Below are 14756 nucleotides of genomic sequence, written 5' to 3' on the forward strand. Positions count from 1 at the left end.
CTGCCGCGTCAGCCGTCGGCGGTGGTGGCGCAGTCGATCGCGCCGACGTTGTGTTTGGCGGTCACCTCTTGGCCGTTCACGGCGATGTGGCAGGTCAGGTCGCCGGTCGGCCGGCCGGTGACCCCGAACGCGTGCACCTCGACCCGGGCGTGGTTCGGCGCCTCCACCCGCTGCTGCCACGGCAGCGGGACGCCGCTGAGGGTCTTCGGTGCCCCGTGTTCGTCGGTGTAGACGATGTTCACGGCGCCCGTACCGGTCACCCGGTAGTCCACCGTCGCGGCCCGCGCGCCCCGGTCGCCGCCGCTCGCGTTCGCGCCGGACGTCGTGCCGCCGGTGGGGGAGGTGCCGAGGTCGTCGGGCGGCCTGTCCCCGATGAGACGGAAGCCGAGCACGAGCGCCACGAGCGCCACGGTCGCGACGGCGACACCACCGATCCAGATCAGGGGCACCCGGGCCCCGCCGGAACCGGCGCCGGCCGGCGGCGTGGTGGCCGGGGACGAGGCCGGCGGGCTACCGGGGGCGAAGCGGGGACCGGGCCGAGGATCGGACGGCGGTCCGGACGACGAGGCGGCCCGCGGTGCGGCCTGTGGCGCGGGCGCCGGTTCCGGTGCCGGGGTCGGTGTGGGTGCCGGCGCGGGGGTCGCGGGCGCGGGCGCCGGTTCCGGTGCGGCCGTCGGTGCCGACGTGGACGTGGACCTGGAGGCGGGCGACGTGGACGCGGGCGGTGCCGGGGTCGGGTCCGCGTACAGCCCGCCCCGCGCCACGACCAGCTCGGGCTGGTCGATGACGGTGGGCGCGATGCCGAGTTCGCGTCGCAGCAGGGTCGCCGCGAGCGGTACCCGACTGGAGCCGCCGACCAGGAACAGCCCGCCGATCTGCTCCCGGGCCACGCCCGCGGAGCGCAGCGCCGCCCGCGTCAGCTCGACGGTACGGGCCAGGTGGGGCCGGGCGGCCGCCTCGAACTCCTCGCGGGTCAGGTGGAAGTCCCGCTCCACCAACGGTACGTGCAGCGGCGCGGTGGCGTGCCGGCTGAGCTGCTCCTTCGCGGCCCGCGCGCCCTGCCACAGCAGCCAACGGGCGCGCTGGTCCGCGGCGTTCTCCGGCCAGTTCAGCCGTCCCCACTCCGGCGCGTCGACGGTCAGCGACCGGGCGTGCGCCACCACCGTGGCGTCGAGGTCCAGCCCACCCACGTCGGGCAGCCCGTCGGTGAAGAGCACCTCGAAGCCCCGCTCCGTACGCCGCACCACGCTCACGTCGAAGGTGCCGGCGCCCAGGTCGTAGACGACGACGCAGCGGCCCGGCGGAAGTCGCCCGTCCAACTCCGTCGCGAAGTACGCCGCCGCCGCGACCGGCTCCGGCACCAGACCCACCTCGGTCAGGCCGGCGTGTCCCGCCGCCCGCGTCAGCACGTCGAGCCGGCTCCGGCCCCACGCGGCGGGATGGGTCAGCCGTACCTCGAACTCCGACGACGCGCCCGACACCCGCCGCGCCTCGGTCGCGACGCGGGCGAAGACCGCCGCGATCAGCTCGTCCAGCGGCACCTCGCGCTCGCCGAGCCAGAGCGTCCCGTCGTCGACGCGCCGCTTGGGGTTGGGCTCGAGGCCCGCCGGCTGCGCCGCGCCGGCCCGCTCCGCGTCGGCCCCGGTCAGCACGGTGCCGCCGGCGTCGGTGTAGACCGCCGAGGCGAGCAGCGGCGACGAATCGAACAGCAGCGGCGTGACCGAGCCGTCCGACCGCCGAAGCATCGCCACGGTGTTGGAGGTTCCGAAATCGATGCCGAGAGCAGCCCGCACGACCACCCGGCCACCCTAGTGGACCGACGCCGCTCCGTCCGGTCCACCCCGGCCCGGCGACCGGGGTGGACCCGGTGGAGGTCAGGGGCAGGTCAGCCGGGCGGCGGCCCAGTCGCCGTGGTCGGCCCCGATGCCGTTGCCGCCGTCGGTGATCCGCAGTTCGAGTCGCTGCCCGCCGGTGACGTCGGCCGAGATCCGCTCCGGGCCGGCCGCGCCGGTGAGGACCCCGGTGGCGGCCCGCCGCTCGCCGTCGACCCACACCTCGAACGCGACCGAACCGTCCGCCCCCATCTCGTCGTCCACACCGACCTCGGCCCGGAACGAGGTGCAGCCTCCGCCGAGGTCGACCGCGACCAGGGACGGCGCGTGCGCCCCGATGCCCTTGTCGTAGCTGACCCCGCCGATGCGCAGCGGTCGCCCGTCGGCGGCGGCCTGCTCGCCGTTGCTCATGTCCCGCTCGACCGGACCCCAGCCGTTCTCGGTGGCCAGGAACGGCAGGTCGCTCACCCAGCGGTCACCCGCCGGCAGCGGCGCCCGTACCGTCGCCGCCGCCGGCGAGGTCGTCCGGAAGCCGTTGCTCACCGCGGTCACCGACGCGCTCAGCTCGTACGCGCCGTAGTCGGTCCCCGGCGGCGCGGTGACCGTGAAGACCGCGGTCTCCGGCGTGCCCGGCGCCACCGTGCCCAGCCCGGCGCGCTCCGGGGTGACCGTCCAGCCCGCCGGGGCGGCCAGGGTCGCGACGGCGTCGCGCAGCCCACCGGCGCACCGGGCGGCGACGCCGACCGTGACCCGCTGCGGCTGGCCCGGCGTGACCAGATCCCCGGCGTCGACCGTGACGTCGGGCGGACAGGGCGCCGGGGCGGTGGAGTCGGGTACGCCGCCGGACCGCAGCTCGGCGCCGGTCAGGGGGCGCAGCGTCAGGCTGTACTCGTGCGTGCGGTTCGCCGGGATTCGGTACTCGTCGAGCACCGAGTTCGGCGTCTCGCCCATCCCGGTCTCGCCGGCCGCGGCGTGCAGCGTCACCCAGCCGTCGTTGCGGACCAGCGGCAGCTGGAAGTCGTACTCGGCGCGGGCCAGCTCGTCGTAGGGGGTGACGCTGACGTCCAGGTCGGCGCCCGGGGCGGCGCCGACCAGCAGGCCCCGCCGACCGTCGGTCAGCGTCGCCCAGCCCGCGCCGGTGTGGTTGCCGTACGCCTGCGGGCGCGAGTAGCGCACGTACTCCCGCTCCACGGTGCTGCGCCACACGCCCGTGAAGGCGCCGCTCTCGCGGTCGTTGTACGTCTCGTGCGGGCCCCGGCCGTACCAGGCGAACCGCTGCATCGAGTCGGGCACCCTGAGCTGGACGCCGACCCGGGGCAGATACGGCAGCGAGGCGACCCCCGACCCGCGCGGCGTGACCCGGTGCTGGAGCGTGATGGTGCCCCGGGCGTCGATCCGGTACCGCATGGTCTGCTCGATCTCGAAGGTGGCCGACCCCCGGGCGACGCTGCGCACCTCGACGACCGCCTGACCGTCCTCCTCGGACGCGGAGACCCCGGTCACCTCGGTCCGCAGCCGGTCCAGGCCGAGCGTGTGCCAGACCTCCCGGTCGGCGGTGCCCCAGGAGTAGGTCTCGTTGCTGGTCGGCGGCCGGTAGACGTCGAGCTGCGGGCCGGTGTGCAGCAGCTCCCGGCCGTCGCTGGACATCGAACGGAGCGTGCCGGCGGCGGTGTCGAACCGGTACGTCCAGCCCCGGCCCGAGACCACGATCTCCGTACCGTCCCGGCTCTGGCGCGGCGCGCCGCTGTCGGACGGTGGCGGCAGGACGACGCCGGGCACGACCCGGCCGCCGGCGGAGAAGTCGTCCCAGCCGTAGCGGATCCCGTCCGCGCCCACGGCCTCCAGCCGCAGCCACCGCTGCCGGTCCTGCGGGTTGGCCGGAGCGGCGCCGAGGTCGAGGTCGACCGAGGAGTCGGGGCCGAGCCGCAGCCGCCTGGTGCCGCCACGCACCGTACGGTCCGCCTCCACGAGTGACCAGCGCAGCGTCAGGTCCAGGGCGCCCGCCGGCTGCTCGTTGCGCACCCGGACCCGGCCGGTCGCCGCGTCGTCGGTGGCGAACCGGACCGGGGCCTGCGCCCACGCCACCTCCACCGTCTCCGGCTGCAGGTACCGGTCGGTGCCGACCAGGCCGTCGGTGCCGGAGAGGCTGATCCCCAGGCTGTCGAAGTCGCCGCGCCGGTCGAAGCGGTCGAAGTCGAGCGCGAGGGCGGCGTCGCCGACCGGGTCGGCGGCGAGCGCCCGCGGGGTGAGGGCGGCGCCGTAGACGCGGACGTCGTCGACCAGGCCGTGCGCCAGCCGGGTACGCAGGTCGTCCTGCTGGGTGGCGGCGTTGCGGCCGACGTTGACCTCGTACAGGCCGGGGTCGAGCGCGCCGGAGCGGGCGGCGGTGGCGACCTCGACGCCGTCGACGTAGAGCCGCAGCGCGGCGCCGTCGTAGACGCCGGTGACCCGGTGCCAGTTGCCGTACCAGTCGGCCGGTACGGGTGCGGCCACCGCGCCCCAGGAGGTCGTGGTGACCCCGAACTCCAGCGTGCCCCGGTCGCGCATCTGCAGGGCGTACGCGCGTCCCTTCGTGACGATCGGGAAGCTGCCGTACCACTCGTCGGGGCGTACCCAGGCGTCCAGCGTCACGGCCGCGCCGGTGAAGTCGAGCCGGGGGTCGCGGAAGACGTCGACGAAGTCGTCCAGCCCCGACAGGGCGACGGCCTGTCCCCGGCGGCCGGCGGCCAGGGCGGGCTTGCCGACCGCGAACGCCTGGATCCGGTGCGGCGACGAGTCGGGCGTGAATACCAGCGGCTGGCGCAGGTTCGCCTCGGCCCAGTCCCAGATGAAGCCGCCCTGCAACGACGGGTACCGCCGGATCAGCTCCCAGAACCGGTCGAAGTTGCCGACGCTGTTGCCCATCGCGTGGGCGTACTCGCCGAAGACCACCGGTCGCGTGGTGGTGCGGGCGATCGACTCGACGTAGCCGGGCGTCGGGTAGCGCGGCCCCCACACGTCCGCGTACGGTGCGTCGCCGTTGGGGCTGTTGGACTGGTGGTAGAGCAGCCGGGTCGGCTCGTTCGCGTCCGCCCACGCGGCCATCGCGTGGTGGGCCGTGCCCAGCCCGGCCTCGTTGCCGGTGTCCCAGATGATGACGCTCGGATGGTTCTTGTCGCGGTGCACCATCGCCCGGAACCGGTCGGCGAACGCGGCCTGCCACTCGGGGCGGGAGGCGAGGCAGTCGTTCGGGCAGTTCTCGTGGGCGTGGGTCTCGATGTCGACCTCGTCGGCGATCCAGAGCCCGCGCCGGTCGGCCAGGTCGTACAGGTAGGGGTCGGACGGGTAGTGCGAGGTGCGTACGGCGTTGATGTGCAGGCTCTTCATCAGCGTTACGTCGCGGCGCTGCGCCTCCCGGGTGAGGTGCCGGCCGGTCTCCGGGTCGGTCTCGGCGCGGTTGGTGCCCTTGATCAGGATGCGTTCGCCGTTGACGAGCAGCTGCGCGTCGCGGACCTCGACCTCGCGGAAGCCGACCGCCTGCGCGGTGGTCTGCACCACCCGTCCGCCCGGGTCGAGCAGCTCCAGCACCAGGGCGTACAGGTTCGGCGCGTCCGCGCTCCACTTCGCCGGGTTCGGCACGCTGGCGCGCAGCGTCGTCGTCGGGTCGGTCGGCGCCGCCGGGCCGGTCATGGTGGCGACCCGCCGGCCGCCCGCGTCGAGCAGGGTGCCCCGGACGAGGTACCCGTCGACCGCGCCGGCCACCTCGACCCGGGCGCTCAGGGTCGCATCCCGGTACCGATCGTCCAGGCCGGTGGTGACGTACGCGTCGCGCAGGTACGTCCGCGGCGTCGCGTAGAGCCAGACGTCGCGGAAGATGCCGCTGTAGCGCCACTGGTCGACGTCCTCCAGGTACGCCCCGGAGCCCCACCGGTGCACCTGCACCGCGATTCGGTTCGGGCCCGGCCGTACGACGTCCGTCACGTCGAACTCGGCCGGCGTGTAGCCGCCCTGGTCGTACCCGACGTAGCGGCCGTTGACCCAGACGAAGTAGCCGCTGGTGACCCCCTCGAAGCGCAGGAACGTCCGCCGGCCGGACCAGGACGGGGAGACCTCGAACGAGCGCACGTACGCGCCGGTCGGGTTGACGTCGCGCGGCACCCGGGGCGGGTCGTCGGGCCAGATCTCCTCCGGGATGTTGCGGAAGATCGGGTGGTCGACGAAGTCGGACTGCCAGGTGTGCGGCACGTCGACGGTAGGCCAGCCGGAGACGTCGAAGTCCTCGCGCTGGAAGCCGGCCGGTACGTCGTGCGGGCGATCGGCGAGGGAGAGTCGCCACTCGCCGTCGAGCGACGCGATCCACGGCGACCGGGCACTGTGGTCGGCGACATCGGCGGCGGCGGTACGGGCGTCCGGATAGGGCCGCAGTACCGCGTGCGGCGGCTGCTGCCCCTCGCCGGTCATGCCGGGATCGTCGAGGTACCGGTAGACGTCGTCGACCGTGCTCGGGCCGTCGCCGGGGCCGGCGGCGGGGGCCCCGTTCGGGAGGCGCGGCGCGGCGGCGGCAGCGGCGGGCACCGCGCCGGGCGCCAGCAGGAGGACGAGGACGAGCGCGGCGAGCGACCTGCGGACTGGCATCGACACCCTCCCAGCAACGCACGGATCGGCACGGGAACCGACACGTTCCAACCCTTCCTAACATCCACGGCGGCCGATTCCAAGGGGAGGGGTGGTGGCTGCTCACCAAGCGGGGGAGCGCGATCGTGGCGAGGTGCCGGCCTTCCGGCGCGCCTCGGGGCGGCCGTCACCGTCGGCCCGGGGGGTCGCGGCCGGGACCGGTCCGACCGCCCGGAACGGCCGGGCGTCCGGCGTGGGCGCCGGCACCGTGTCGGCCACTTCTAACATCGACCTGTGGCCTGGATGGTGTGGTGCGGCAAGCTGTTGGTGTTTCTCGCCGGCCTCACCATCCTTATCGACCTGGTGGAGCCGGACCGGCTGCGGGCGCGCGGGGTGCGCCTCTACCGGCGGTGCATCGCGGTCGTCCGCCAGCGGCGCGAGCTTATGGAAGCAAGCCGGATGGTGCAGTTGCGCCGGGACATCATGCACTCGTTCGTCAGATACAGCTCCGTCGACGACAGCGCCGGCAGCAGTGTGGTGCTCTGCGGCCTGGTCCACTCGCCGCCGTCGGCGGCACCGGCGCCCGAACTGGACGAGGGGCGGTTCATCGCGTTCTGGCACGCGGTCATGGACGACGTCGGCGAACGGTTCGGCCTACGGGAGAAGGAGACCAGCAGACGGGTCGAGGCCGCGGTGCCGTACATCCAACGCCGCGTCGACGAGTTCCTGCGCGACGCGACCGCGACCGCGACCGCGACCGACGGGAGCCGACTCGTCGAGCGCGCGGCGGCGATCGAGCAGCGGTCGACGGGCTTTTCGGCCTTTTTCGTGGCCGCGGCGTGCGTCGCCGCCATGGGCGTCGCCTACCTGCTGCAGGACTGGAACGGCCCCGCCGCCGGCGGAATCGGGCTGGTGCTGTTGACGGTGCTGGTCACCCTGGCGATCATGCCGTCCATGGCGCCGGGCGTCATCGGCGCGAGAATGCAGCGACGGGCCGCGCTGTCGCTGTTGTGCGTCTCCCGCCTGTTGAACCGTAGCCGTCCACTGCATCCGTTCCGCTGGGCCGCCGCCGGCTGCTTCGTCGTCGGCTCGCTGATCGACCTGGTCACCTCCTGGGGAAACCCGGCCTGACGGCGGGACGGGCCGGTCTCCGCCGGCCGCGCTCGGCCGCAGCGTTCCGAACTGGCTGGTTGCTCAGCCGCAGTGCTCGAACGGGCTGGTGTAGCTGGCCCCGCCGGTCGAGCCGCCCCACCGCACGCAGCTCTTCGCGGCCGAGGCGCGCACCGGACCGGCGTAGTACTCGAAGGAGCCGCTGTTGCTGCTCCTGGGCTTGCCCTGCACCTCAAGGAAGGCGGACGCCGCGCTCGCGGTACCGACGGAGGTGCTCTTCATGGTGGCCACACAGTTGTAGCCGTTGCCGGCGTTGTAGAGCAGGTACACCCGCCCCTGGGTACCGTTCGCGCTGGTCAGCGGCGCCGAGTCGATGACCTGGTACCCGCTGCCGCAGACCTTCGCCGCCGTGTACGGGTTGGTCGTCGTGTTGCCGGTGCCCGTACCGGTGGCGCTGGGCTTCGAGCCGGCGGGCGTGCTCGGCCCGGCGGACTTCACCGGGGCGGACCTGGACGGGGAAGCGTTCGCCTGGCCCGGCTTGCCGGTCGGCGCCTCCGCCGCCCCCGTCTCGAAGTTCGCGATGCCGGGGCCGGCGCTGAGGGCGACCCCGTCCTTCGCCCCCGGACCGGCCGCCGGTTCGTCGTGCCCGGGGCGCAGGACGATGACGGCGACCAGGCCGCTCAGCGCGATGGCGAGGGCACCCACCGCGACCGCGAGAATGGTGCTGCTGCGGCCCGAGCCCATTGCCGGGGCCGGCGCGCCGACGGCCGGCTGCCCCGCGGCCGGCTCGTGCGCGCCGAACGGCTCGTGCGCGCCGAACGGCTGCTGTGCCGGGAAGGGCTGGGGCGGGACGACCGGGTGCCGCGCCGGGGCGAACCGCGGCACCGCGGGGGGCGCCGCGGGCGGGCGCGTCTCCGCGAGGGTGTCGCCCACGGGGTTGGCGGCCGTACCGCCGGCGCCCGTCGGTGCCGAGACCGGCGCCGGAATCGGACCGGGGAACTGGGCCGGGATCGGACCGGGAACCGGGGTCGCCGGGACGGCGCCCTGCGCGGCGCGCGCCGCGTCCGCGAACGCCGCCGCGCTCGGGTACCGGCCGGCCGGGGCCTTGGCGAGGGCGCGGGACACGAGCGCCGCCACGGCGGCCGGTACGTCCGTCGGCAGGGTCGGCGGCTCGTCGTTCACGTGCTGGGTGACCACGTGGAACGGGTTGGCCCCGGTGAACGGGGGACGGCCGGTCAGGCAGTAGTAGGCGACCGCGCCGAGCGCGTAGATGTCGGTGGCCGGCGAGACCGGCTGCCCGGCGATCTGCTCCGGGGCCATGTAGTCCACCGTGCCGAGCACGACGTTGGTGCCGGTGATGCTGGTGACGTTCGTGGACCGGGCCACGCCGAAGTCGACCAGGACGACGCCGCCGTCCGGCTGGATCAGCAGGTTGCTGGGCTTGACGTCGCGGTGGACGATGTTGGCCGCGTGCGCCACGTGCAGCGCCTGCGCGGCCTGTACCAGCACGGAGAGGGCCTCCGCGACGCCGAGCCGGCCGCCCTCCCTGACCCGCCTCGACAGCGGTACGCCGTCGATGAACTCCATGACGAGGTAGTCCACGCGGTTGCCGTCGACCACCGCGTCCTCGCCGTAGTCGTAGACCTGCACGATGCCGGGGTGCCGCAGGGCGGCCAGCAGCCGGGCCTCGGTGCGGAACCGGGTGATGAACTCCGTGTCGGAGACCAGCGACGGGAGCAGCACCTTGACCGCGACCCGCCGCTTGAGAAGGCCGTCGGTCGCCGACCAGACCTCGCCCATGCCACCGGTCGCGATGCGTTCGTTGAGCAGGTAGCGGTTGTTGAGTACGACCCCGTGAGACAGCACCCGAACAAGCTACCGGGCGCAAATCCGGCGCCGTCAGGACCCATCGGACAGGCCGCTGCTCGCGGCGCCCGCCGGGTCGTTTGCATTGCAGTCGTATTGACTCCCGCGTCGCGGGGCGTTTACATTACGACTGCAACGTAAAGCGGATGCGCGGCGTTGCGCCCACCCCGCCACACAGCTGCCTGGAGGCCCGCCATGTCGAGCGCGACGCCGGCCCTGCCCTTCGACCGGCCGAATCCCCTGGAACCGCCGCCCGCCTACGCCGAACTGCGCGACCGGGCTCCGGTGGCCCGCGTGGTCACCCCCGAGGGTCAACCGGCCTGGCTGGTCACCTCGTACGACGCGGCCGCCACCGTGCTCGCCGACCCGCGGTTCGCGGTGACCCCGCCCGGCGGCGGCTACCCGGGCAACGACAGCCTGTTCCAGGACGGTCCCGCGCACGCCCGGCTGCGTCGCCTGGTCGGCCGGGCCTTCACGCCGCGCCACCTCGCCGGGCTGCGCCCCCGCGTCGAGGAGGCGGCCGCCGGACACGTCGCGGCGATGGTCGCGGCCGGTCCACCGGCCGATCTGGTCGCGGCGCTCGCCGCGCCGCTCTCCATCGCCGTCGTCGGTGAGCTGCTCGGCGTACGCATCGACGAGCACGCCCGGCTGCGTCGGCTGGCCGACGCCGCGCTGACCGGAAAGGCGCCCGACCCGGACGGTGTTCGGGCGGTGCAGCCGGACGGCCGGCCGGGCGTCGTCCTGGTGGAACAGGCATGGGCGGAGCTGGCCGCCTACGCGGCCGAACTCGTCGCCGCCAAACGCGACCGGCTCGCCGACGACCTGCTCAGCGCACTGATCACGGTGCGGGATGCCGAGGATGGCCGGCTCGGTGACGGCGAACTCGTCACGATGGTCACCACGCTCGTCGCCTCCGGCTATCTGAGCAGCTGCAACGCCATCTGTACCGGGGTCGCGCAGCTCGCCGTCGCGGGGCGGTTGTCCGACCTGACGGGCGACGACGAGCGGGTGGAGTCGGCCGTCGAGGAGGTGCTACGCCACCAGTCCGGCCTCACCGGGGAGGCGCTGCCCCGCTGGGCGCGGCAGGACCTCGACCTGGCCGGGGTACGCGTCGCGGCCGGCGAGATGCTGCTGGTCCGGCTCGCCGCGGCCAACCGCGACCCGGCGCGCTTCCCGTACCCCGACCGCTTCGACCCGGACCGGAAGCCCAACCCGCACCTGGCCTTCGGGCGCGGCCCGCACCACTGCCTGGCCGCGCCCCTGGCCCGGATCGAGGTCGCCGCCGCGCTGCGGGCGCTCGCCCTCGGGCTGCCCGGGCTGCGGCTCGCCGGGCCGGTCGAGGAGATCCCGTGGGTCGACGGCGCGGTCGACTCCGGACCCACGGCACTGCACGTCACCTGGTGAACGCGCCGCTCGGCCGGAGCCCCTAGCCGGACCCGGCTCGGCTCAACCCCGGCTCGGCCCGGCCCTGCCTCGGCCGGGCTTCGGCCCGGATCAGCCGGCCGGCTCGGGCTCCGGCGTGCGGACGATATCCGCGCGCAGCGGGGCGAGCGCACCGCCGATCTGCGCGATCGTCTCCTCCGGTACGCCGAGCCCGGTCAGCGTGCCGACGAGGTGGCCGACCACGGAGTCGAAGGCGGCGTCGGTGATGTCGAGCCCGGTGTGCGCGGCGCGCATGTCGCGGCCGGCGTAGAGTTCCGGCCCGCCGATCGCCGCCGCGATGAAGGCCCGCTGGTGCGCCTTGAGCCGCGGCAGGTCCACCCCCTCGAAGTACGGGGCCAGTCCCGGATCGCCCAGTACGCGTACGTAGAAGTCGTCGACCGCGGCGGCCACGGCGGGCGCGCCGCCGATCGCGTCGTAGATGCTCATGTCGTGGCCCTCTCTCGTCTCTCGCGTCTCGTCTTTCGCGCGAACCGCTCCCGGCAGGCGGCGCGGGCCACCCCGGCGGGCGTACAGGGCGGAGGCTATGGGCGCGTCGTTGCCCGGCCGTTGGGCGAGCAAATCCCCGACGCTACGAAGCGCGCACAGCATCCGAACGGCCGTGGTGAGGCCGTTGCGAGACGCGTCCCGCCCACACGAGACCGTGTCCCGCCCGCACCTGACCCGAACGAGCCACGCGGCCAGCGCGGACGACACCAACCCTCAAACCCGTCGCCTGAACACCAGAGGCGTTATCGGACAGGCGGATTCAACCGGTCGTGGCAACGGTGGGTGTTTCTGCTGTTGGCGGCTCTGACAGTAGCTGGGCCAGGGCTTCGGCAGGTGTGCGGATCCCGAGGGTTTTGCGAGGTCTGGCGTTGAGTTCGGCGGCGACGGCGGCGAGATCGGATGAGCTGTGGGCAGACAGGTCAGTGCTTTTGGGGAAGTACTGGCGTAGCCACCGACGCGGGTGCGCTGGGGACACGCTGGTACCGCCGGAGACGGAGGTGCTGGCCGGGCTGGAGATGGGCGGCATCGCCGTGGTCACCGCGCTCGGACTCCGTACCGGTCTGCCGTGCGCGTTCGTCCGCAAGGCGGCGAAGCCGTACGGCACCGCGCGGCTGGCCGAGGGCGCCGACGTCGCCGGCCGGCGGGTGCTGGTGGTCGAGGACGTGGTGACCTCCGGCGGCCAGGTCGTGCTCTCGACCCGGGACCTGCGGCAGCTCGGTGCCCGGGTGGACGCCGCGCTCTGCGTGATCGACCGCCAGGAGGGCGGGGCTGAGGCGCTGGCCGCCGAGCGGATCGGGCTGCGGGCCCTGCTGACCCGGGCCGACCTGGAACGCGCCGCCGGAACGGCCCGGTGACCGTTCCCGCCCGCCAGATCCGGGCCCGGTACTCGGCCGGCACCATCACGGTCTACCAGGCGTACCCGCCCGAGATCGCGGCGCCGGCGCTGGCCGCGGGCCGGTTCGTGCCGCCCTTCAAGCGCGCGCGGATGACCTGGATCAAGCCGTCGTTCCTGTGGATGATGTACCGCTGCGGCTGGGCGGAGAAGCCCGGACAGGAACGGGTGCTGGCCGTCGAGATGAGCCGCGACGGGTTCGAGTGGGCGCTGGCGCACTCCTGCCTGAGCCACTACGTGCCGGGGCGGCACCCGGGGCGGGCCGAGTGGGCGCGGGCCCTGCGCGCCAGCCCGGTACGGGTGCAGTGGGACCCCGAGCGGTCGCTGCGGCTGAGCCCGTTGCCGTACCGGTCGCTCCAGGTGGGACTCTCCGGCGAGGCGGTGGAGCGGTACGTCGACGAGTGGATCGTGGGGCTGAGCCACGTCACCGGGCTGGCGCGCGAGATCCGGCGGCTGCTGGGCGCCGGGGACGAGGCGGGCGCGGCGGCGCTGCTGCCGGCCGAGCACCCGTATCCGCTGCCGCCGGAACTCGCGGGGATCGTCGACGCCGACGGCTGACCGGACCCGGAGCCGAGCCGATCCGACGGCGGGCCGGCCCTCGGCGGCGTCGGGGTGACGGCGCCGGGCCCGGGGGCGCTTTCACGGTGGGAGCGAGCCGGCGAGGCGCCGGACGATGACTTATGTCTATTTTCGAGGGTTTTATTAATTTCAAGTAACGAATCATTCTCAGGTCTGGCCTAGAGGTGATCTTCGCTGCCAGTCTCTGCGTACCGGTCATCCACGCCGGGAGCAGCGGCTCCGGCGGTACGGATCCCGACGTCAACCCCGAGAAGCTGTCCGCCGGTTCCGACGGAACAGCCGGCCGCCGGACCGGGCAGACCCCCACCCGGTCCGGCGGCCGTTCCGGGTCGTGCGGGCGGCCGACCGGACCGTAGGCCGACTCCGATCCGCGAGCGGTCGGGCGGGTACGCCACGGGCCCGGAGGGCCGCGTGTGGGATCGGAGTGACGTGGCGGCGTTCGGTGGCGCCTTCCAGACCAGGAGTGCACTCGACGCGGCGACGTCGAACGCTGCATTATGTCCATGTTCGGGGCATTTATGAATTTCTAGTAACGAATATCCGCGGTGCCTGGACCCGCAGTGATGATCGTTGCGAGTCTCCCCGTACCGGTTGCCTGTCCGGCACGTCCGACTGCGCCGACCCACATGGGAGGAACCACCATGCGCAGAGCCATCCTCGCCGCGCTGTTCGCGGGTACGACCGTCGCCACCGCGACGGCTGCGCCCGCGCAGGCCGCGCCACCACAAGAGTCGAACAGCTACATCGTCATGCTGCGCCCCGGCGCCGACGCGTCGCGGCTCGCCGCCGACCAGGGGCACAGCTACGGCGCGGCCGTCGAACACGTCTACCAGCACGCGCTGCGGGGCTACTCGGCCCGGATGAGCGCCAGCGCCGCCGCCCGGCTCGCGCGGGACCCCGCCGTACAGCTCGTGCAACCCGACGGAGTGGCCGTCGCGACGGCGCAGACGCTGCCCACCGGCATCAACCGGGCCGACGCCGAGTTGAGCCCGACCGCCCGGATCGACGCCGCGGACCAACGGGTCGACGTGGACGTGGCGGTCATCGACACCGGTATCGACCTGACCCACCCGGACCTCAACGTCTACACCGCGGGCGCGATGAACTGTTCCACCGGCAACAGCGCCAACGACGGAAACGGACACGGTACGCACGTCGCCGGTACCATCGGCGCGCTCGACAACGGCATCGGCGCGGTCGGCGTGGCCCCCGGTGCGCGGGTCTGGCCGGTCCGCGTTCTCAACAACTCCGGCAGCGGCAGCTTCTCGGCGATCATCTGCGGCATCGACTACGTCACCGCCCACGCGAACGAGATCGAGGTCGCCAACATGAGCCTCGGTGGTTCCGGCGGCGACAGCGCCTGCGGGTCCAACCGGGACGCGATGCACGAGGCGATCTGCGCCTCGGTCGCCGCCGGCGTCACCTACGTCGTCGCGGCCGGCAACGAGGCCACCGACGCCGCGAACTCGGTGCCGGCCGCCTACGACGAGGTGGTCACCGTCAGCGCGTTGGCCGACTTCAACGGGCTCCCGGGCGGCGGTGCCGCGGCCACCTGCCGCGCCGACGTCGACGACACCTTCGCGGACTTCTCCAACTACGGCGCGGACGTCGACCTGATCGCGCCCGGCGTCTGCATCTACTCGACCTGGAAGGGCGGGGCCTACAACACGATCTCCGGTACCTCGATGGCGTCTCCGCACGTCGCGGGCGGGGCGGCGCTCTACAAGGCCACCCACCCCAGCGCGACGCCGACGACCGTGAAGTCGGCCCTGCAGGCCGCCGGCACGACCAACTGGTCGAGCGGCACCGACCCGGACGCCGGCCACGAGAAGCTGCTCAACGTGGCGAGCTTCTGATCCGGTACGGCCGGCCGCCGGCGCGGGTGCGCCTCGGCCCGGTCGGGCAGGGACGGTCCCGGGTGGGACCGTCCCCGCCCCGCGTGCAGCACCGGAAGT

The 14756-nt window shown here is 73.9% G+C and carries 8 protein-coding genes and 2 pseudogenes; 5 read left to right on the forward strand and 5 right to left on the reverse strand.

Annotation, left to right across the window (positions count from 1 at the left end):
* Window positions 1–8: 8 nt before the first annotated feature.
* On the reverse strand, window positions 9–1745 hold the full coding sequence (locus tag AB0J86_RS07025; RefSeq protein ID WP_363853903.1) for an Hsp70 family protein: 1737 nt from the start codon (window positions 1743–1745) through the stop codon (window positions 9–11).
* 129 nt (window positions 1746–1874) lie between these two features.
* Window positions 1875–6446, reverse strand: coding sequence for a glycoside hydrolase family 2 TIM barrel-domain containing protein (locus tag AB0J86_RS07030; RefSeq protein ID WP_363853755.1), 4572 nt, complete (start codon window positions 6444–6446; stop codon window positions 1875–1877).
* 273 nt (window positions 6447–6719) lie between these two features.
* Here AB0J86_RS07030 and AB0J86_RS07035 point away from each other — a divergent pair, with 273 nt between their 5' ends.
* Window positions 6720–7556, forward strand: coding sequence for a hypothetical protein (locus AB0J86_RS07035; protein ID WP_363853758.1), 837 nt, complete (start codon window positions 6720–6722; stop codon window positions 7554–7556).
* Window positions 7557–8582: 1026 nt separating this feature from the next.
* On the opposite strand, the pseudogene AB0J86_RS07040 reads toward AB0J86_RS07035, so the two are convergent.
* A pseudogene (locus AB0J86_RS07040) lies at window positions 8583–9401 on the reverse strand (serine/threonine-protein kinase); the annotation flags it as partial.
* Between the two features lie 195 nt (window positions 9402–9596).
* Between AB0J86_RS07040 and AB0J86_RS07045 the strand changes: the two are divergent.
* Window positions 9597–10805 (forward strand): cytochrome P450, encoded by a 1209-nt coding sequence (locus AB0J86_RS07045; RefSeq protein WP_363853761.1) that lies wholly within the window; start codon window positions 9597–9599, stop codon window positions 10803–10805.
* Between the two features lie 90 nt (window positions 10806–10895).
* Here AB0J86_RS07045 and AB0J86_RS07050 read toward each other — a convergent pair whose 3' ends face one another.
* Together AB0J86_RS07050 and AB0J86_RS07055 are read right to left on the reverse strand one after the other, a co-directional pair.
* Window positions 10896–11270, reverse strand: a complete 375-nt coding sequence (locus AB0J86_RS07050) for a group 1 truncated hemoglobin (protein WP_363853764.1) — start codon at window positions 11268–11270, stop codon at window positions 10896–10898.
* Window positions 11271–11589: 319 nt separating this feature from the next.
* Window positions 11590–11778, reverse strand: a pseudogene (locus AB0J86_RS07055) (IS30 family transposase); the annotation flags it as partial.
* A gap of 49 nt (window positions 11779–11827) precedes the next feature.
* Between AB0J86_RS07055 and AB0J86_RS07060 the strand changes: the two are divergent.
* From AB0J86_RS07060 to AB0J86_RS07070, 3 genes are all read left to right on the forward strand, one after another.
* The gene (locus AB0J86_RS07060) at window positions 11828–12184 is read left to right on the forward strand and encodes a phosphoribosyltransferase family protein (RefSeq protein WP_363853767.1); all 357 of its coding nucleotides are present in this window, start codon (window positions 11828–11830) and stop codon (window positions 12182–12184) included.
* Entirely contained in the window at window positions 12181–12780 is a 600-nt protein-coding gene (locus AB0J86_RS07065; RefSeq protein ID WP_363853770.1) for a DUF4291 domain-containing protein, read from the forward strand. The genes AB0J86_RS07060 and AB0J86_RS07065 overlap by 4 nt, the downstream gene beginning before the upstream one ends.
* Before the next feature lie 662 nt (window positions 12781–13442).
* Window positions 13443–14657: a S8 family peptidase gene (locus AB0J86_RS07070; protein ID WP_363853773.1), complete on the forward strand. Its 1215-nt coding sequence runs from the start codon at window positions 13443–13445 to the stop codon at window positions 14655–14657.
* Window positions 14658–14756 lie beyond the last annotated feature (99 nt).

The organism is Micromonospora sp. NPDC049559, assembly GCF_040676675.1.
Taxonomy (GTDB): Bacteria; Actinomycetota; Actinomycetes; order Mycobacteriales; family Micromonosporaceae; genus JBFAPK01.

Coding starts and splice junctions, on each gene's coding strand:
- AB0J86_RS07025 (WP_363853903.1), bottom strand. CDS start 1,745: ATGCTTCGGCGGTCGGACGGCTCGGTCACGCCGCTGCTGTTCGATTCG.
- AB0J86_RS07030 (WP_363853755.1), bottom strand. CDS start 6,446: ATGCCAGTCCGCAGGTCGCTCGCCGCGCTCGTCCTCGTCCTCCTGCTG.
- AB0J86_RS07045 (WP_363853761.1), top strand. CDS start 9,597: ATGTCGAGCGCGACGCCGGCCCTGCCCTTCGACCGGCCGAATCCCCTG.
- AB0J86_RS07050 (WP_363853764.1), bottom strand. CDS start 11,270: ATGAGCATCTACGACGCGATCGGCGGCGCGCCCGCCGTGGCCGCCGCG.
- AB0J86_RS07070 (WP_363853773.1), top strand. CDS start 13,443: ATGCGCAGAGCCATCCTCGCCGCGCTGTTCGCGGGTACGACCGTCGCC.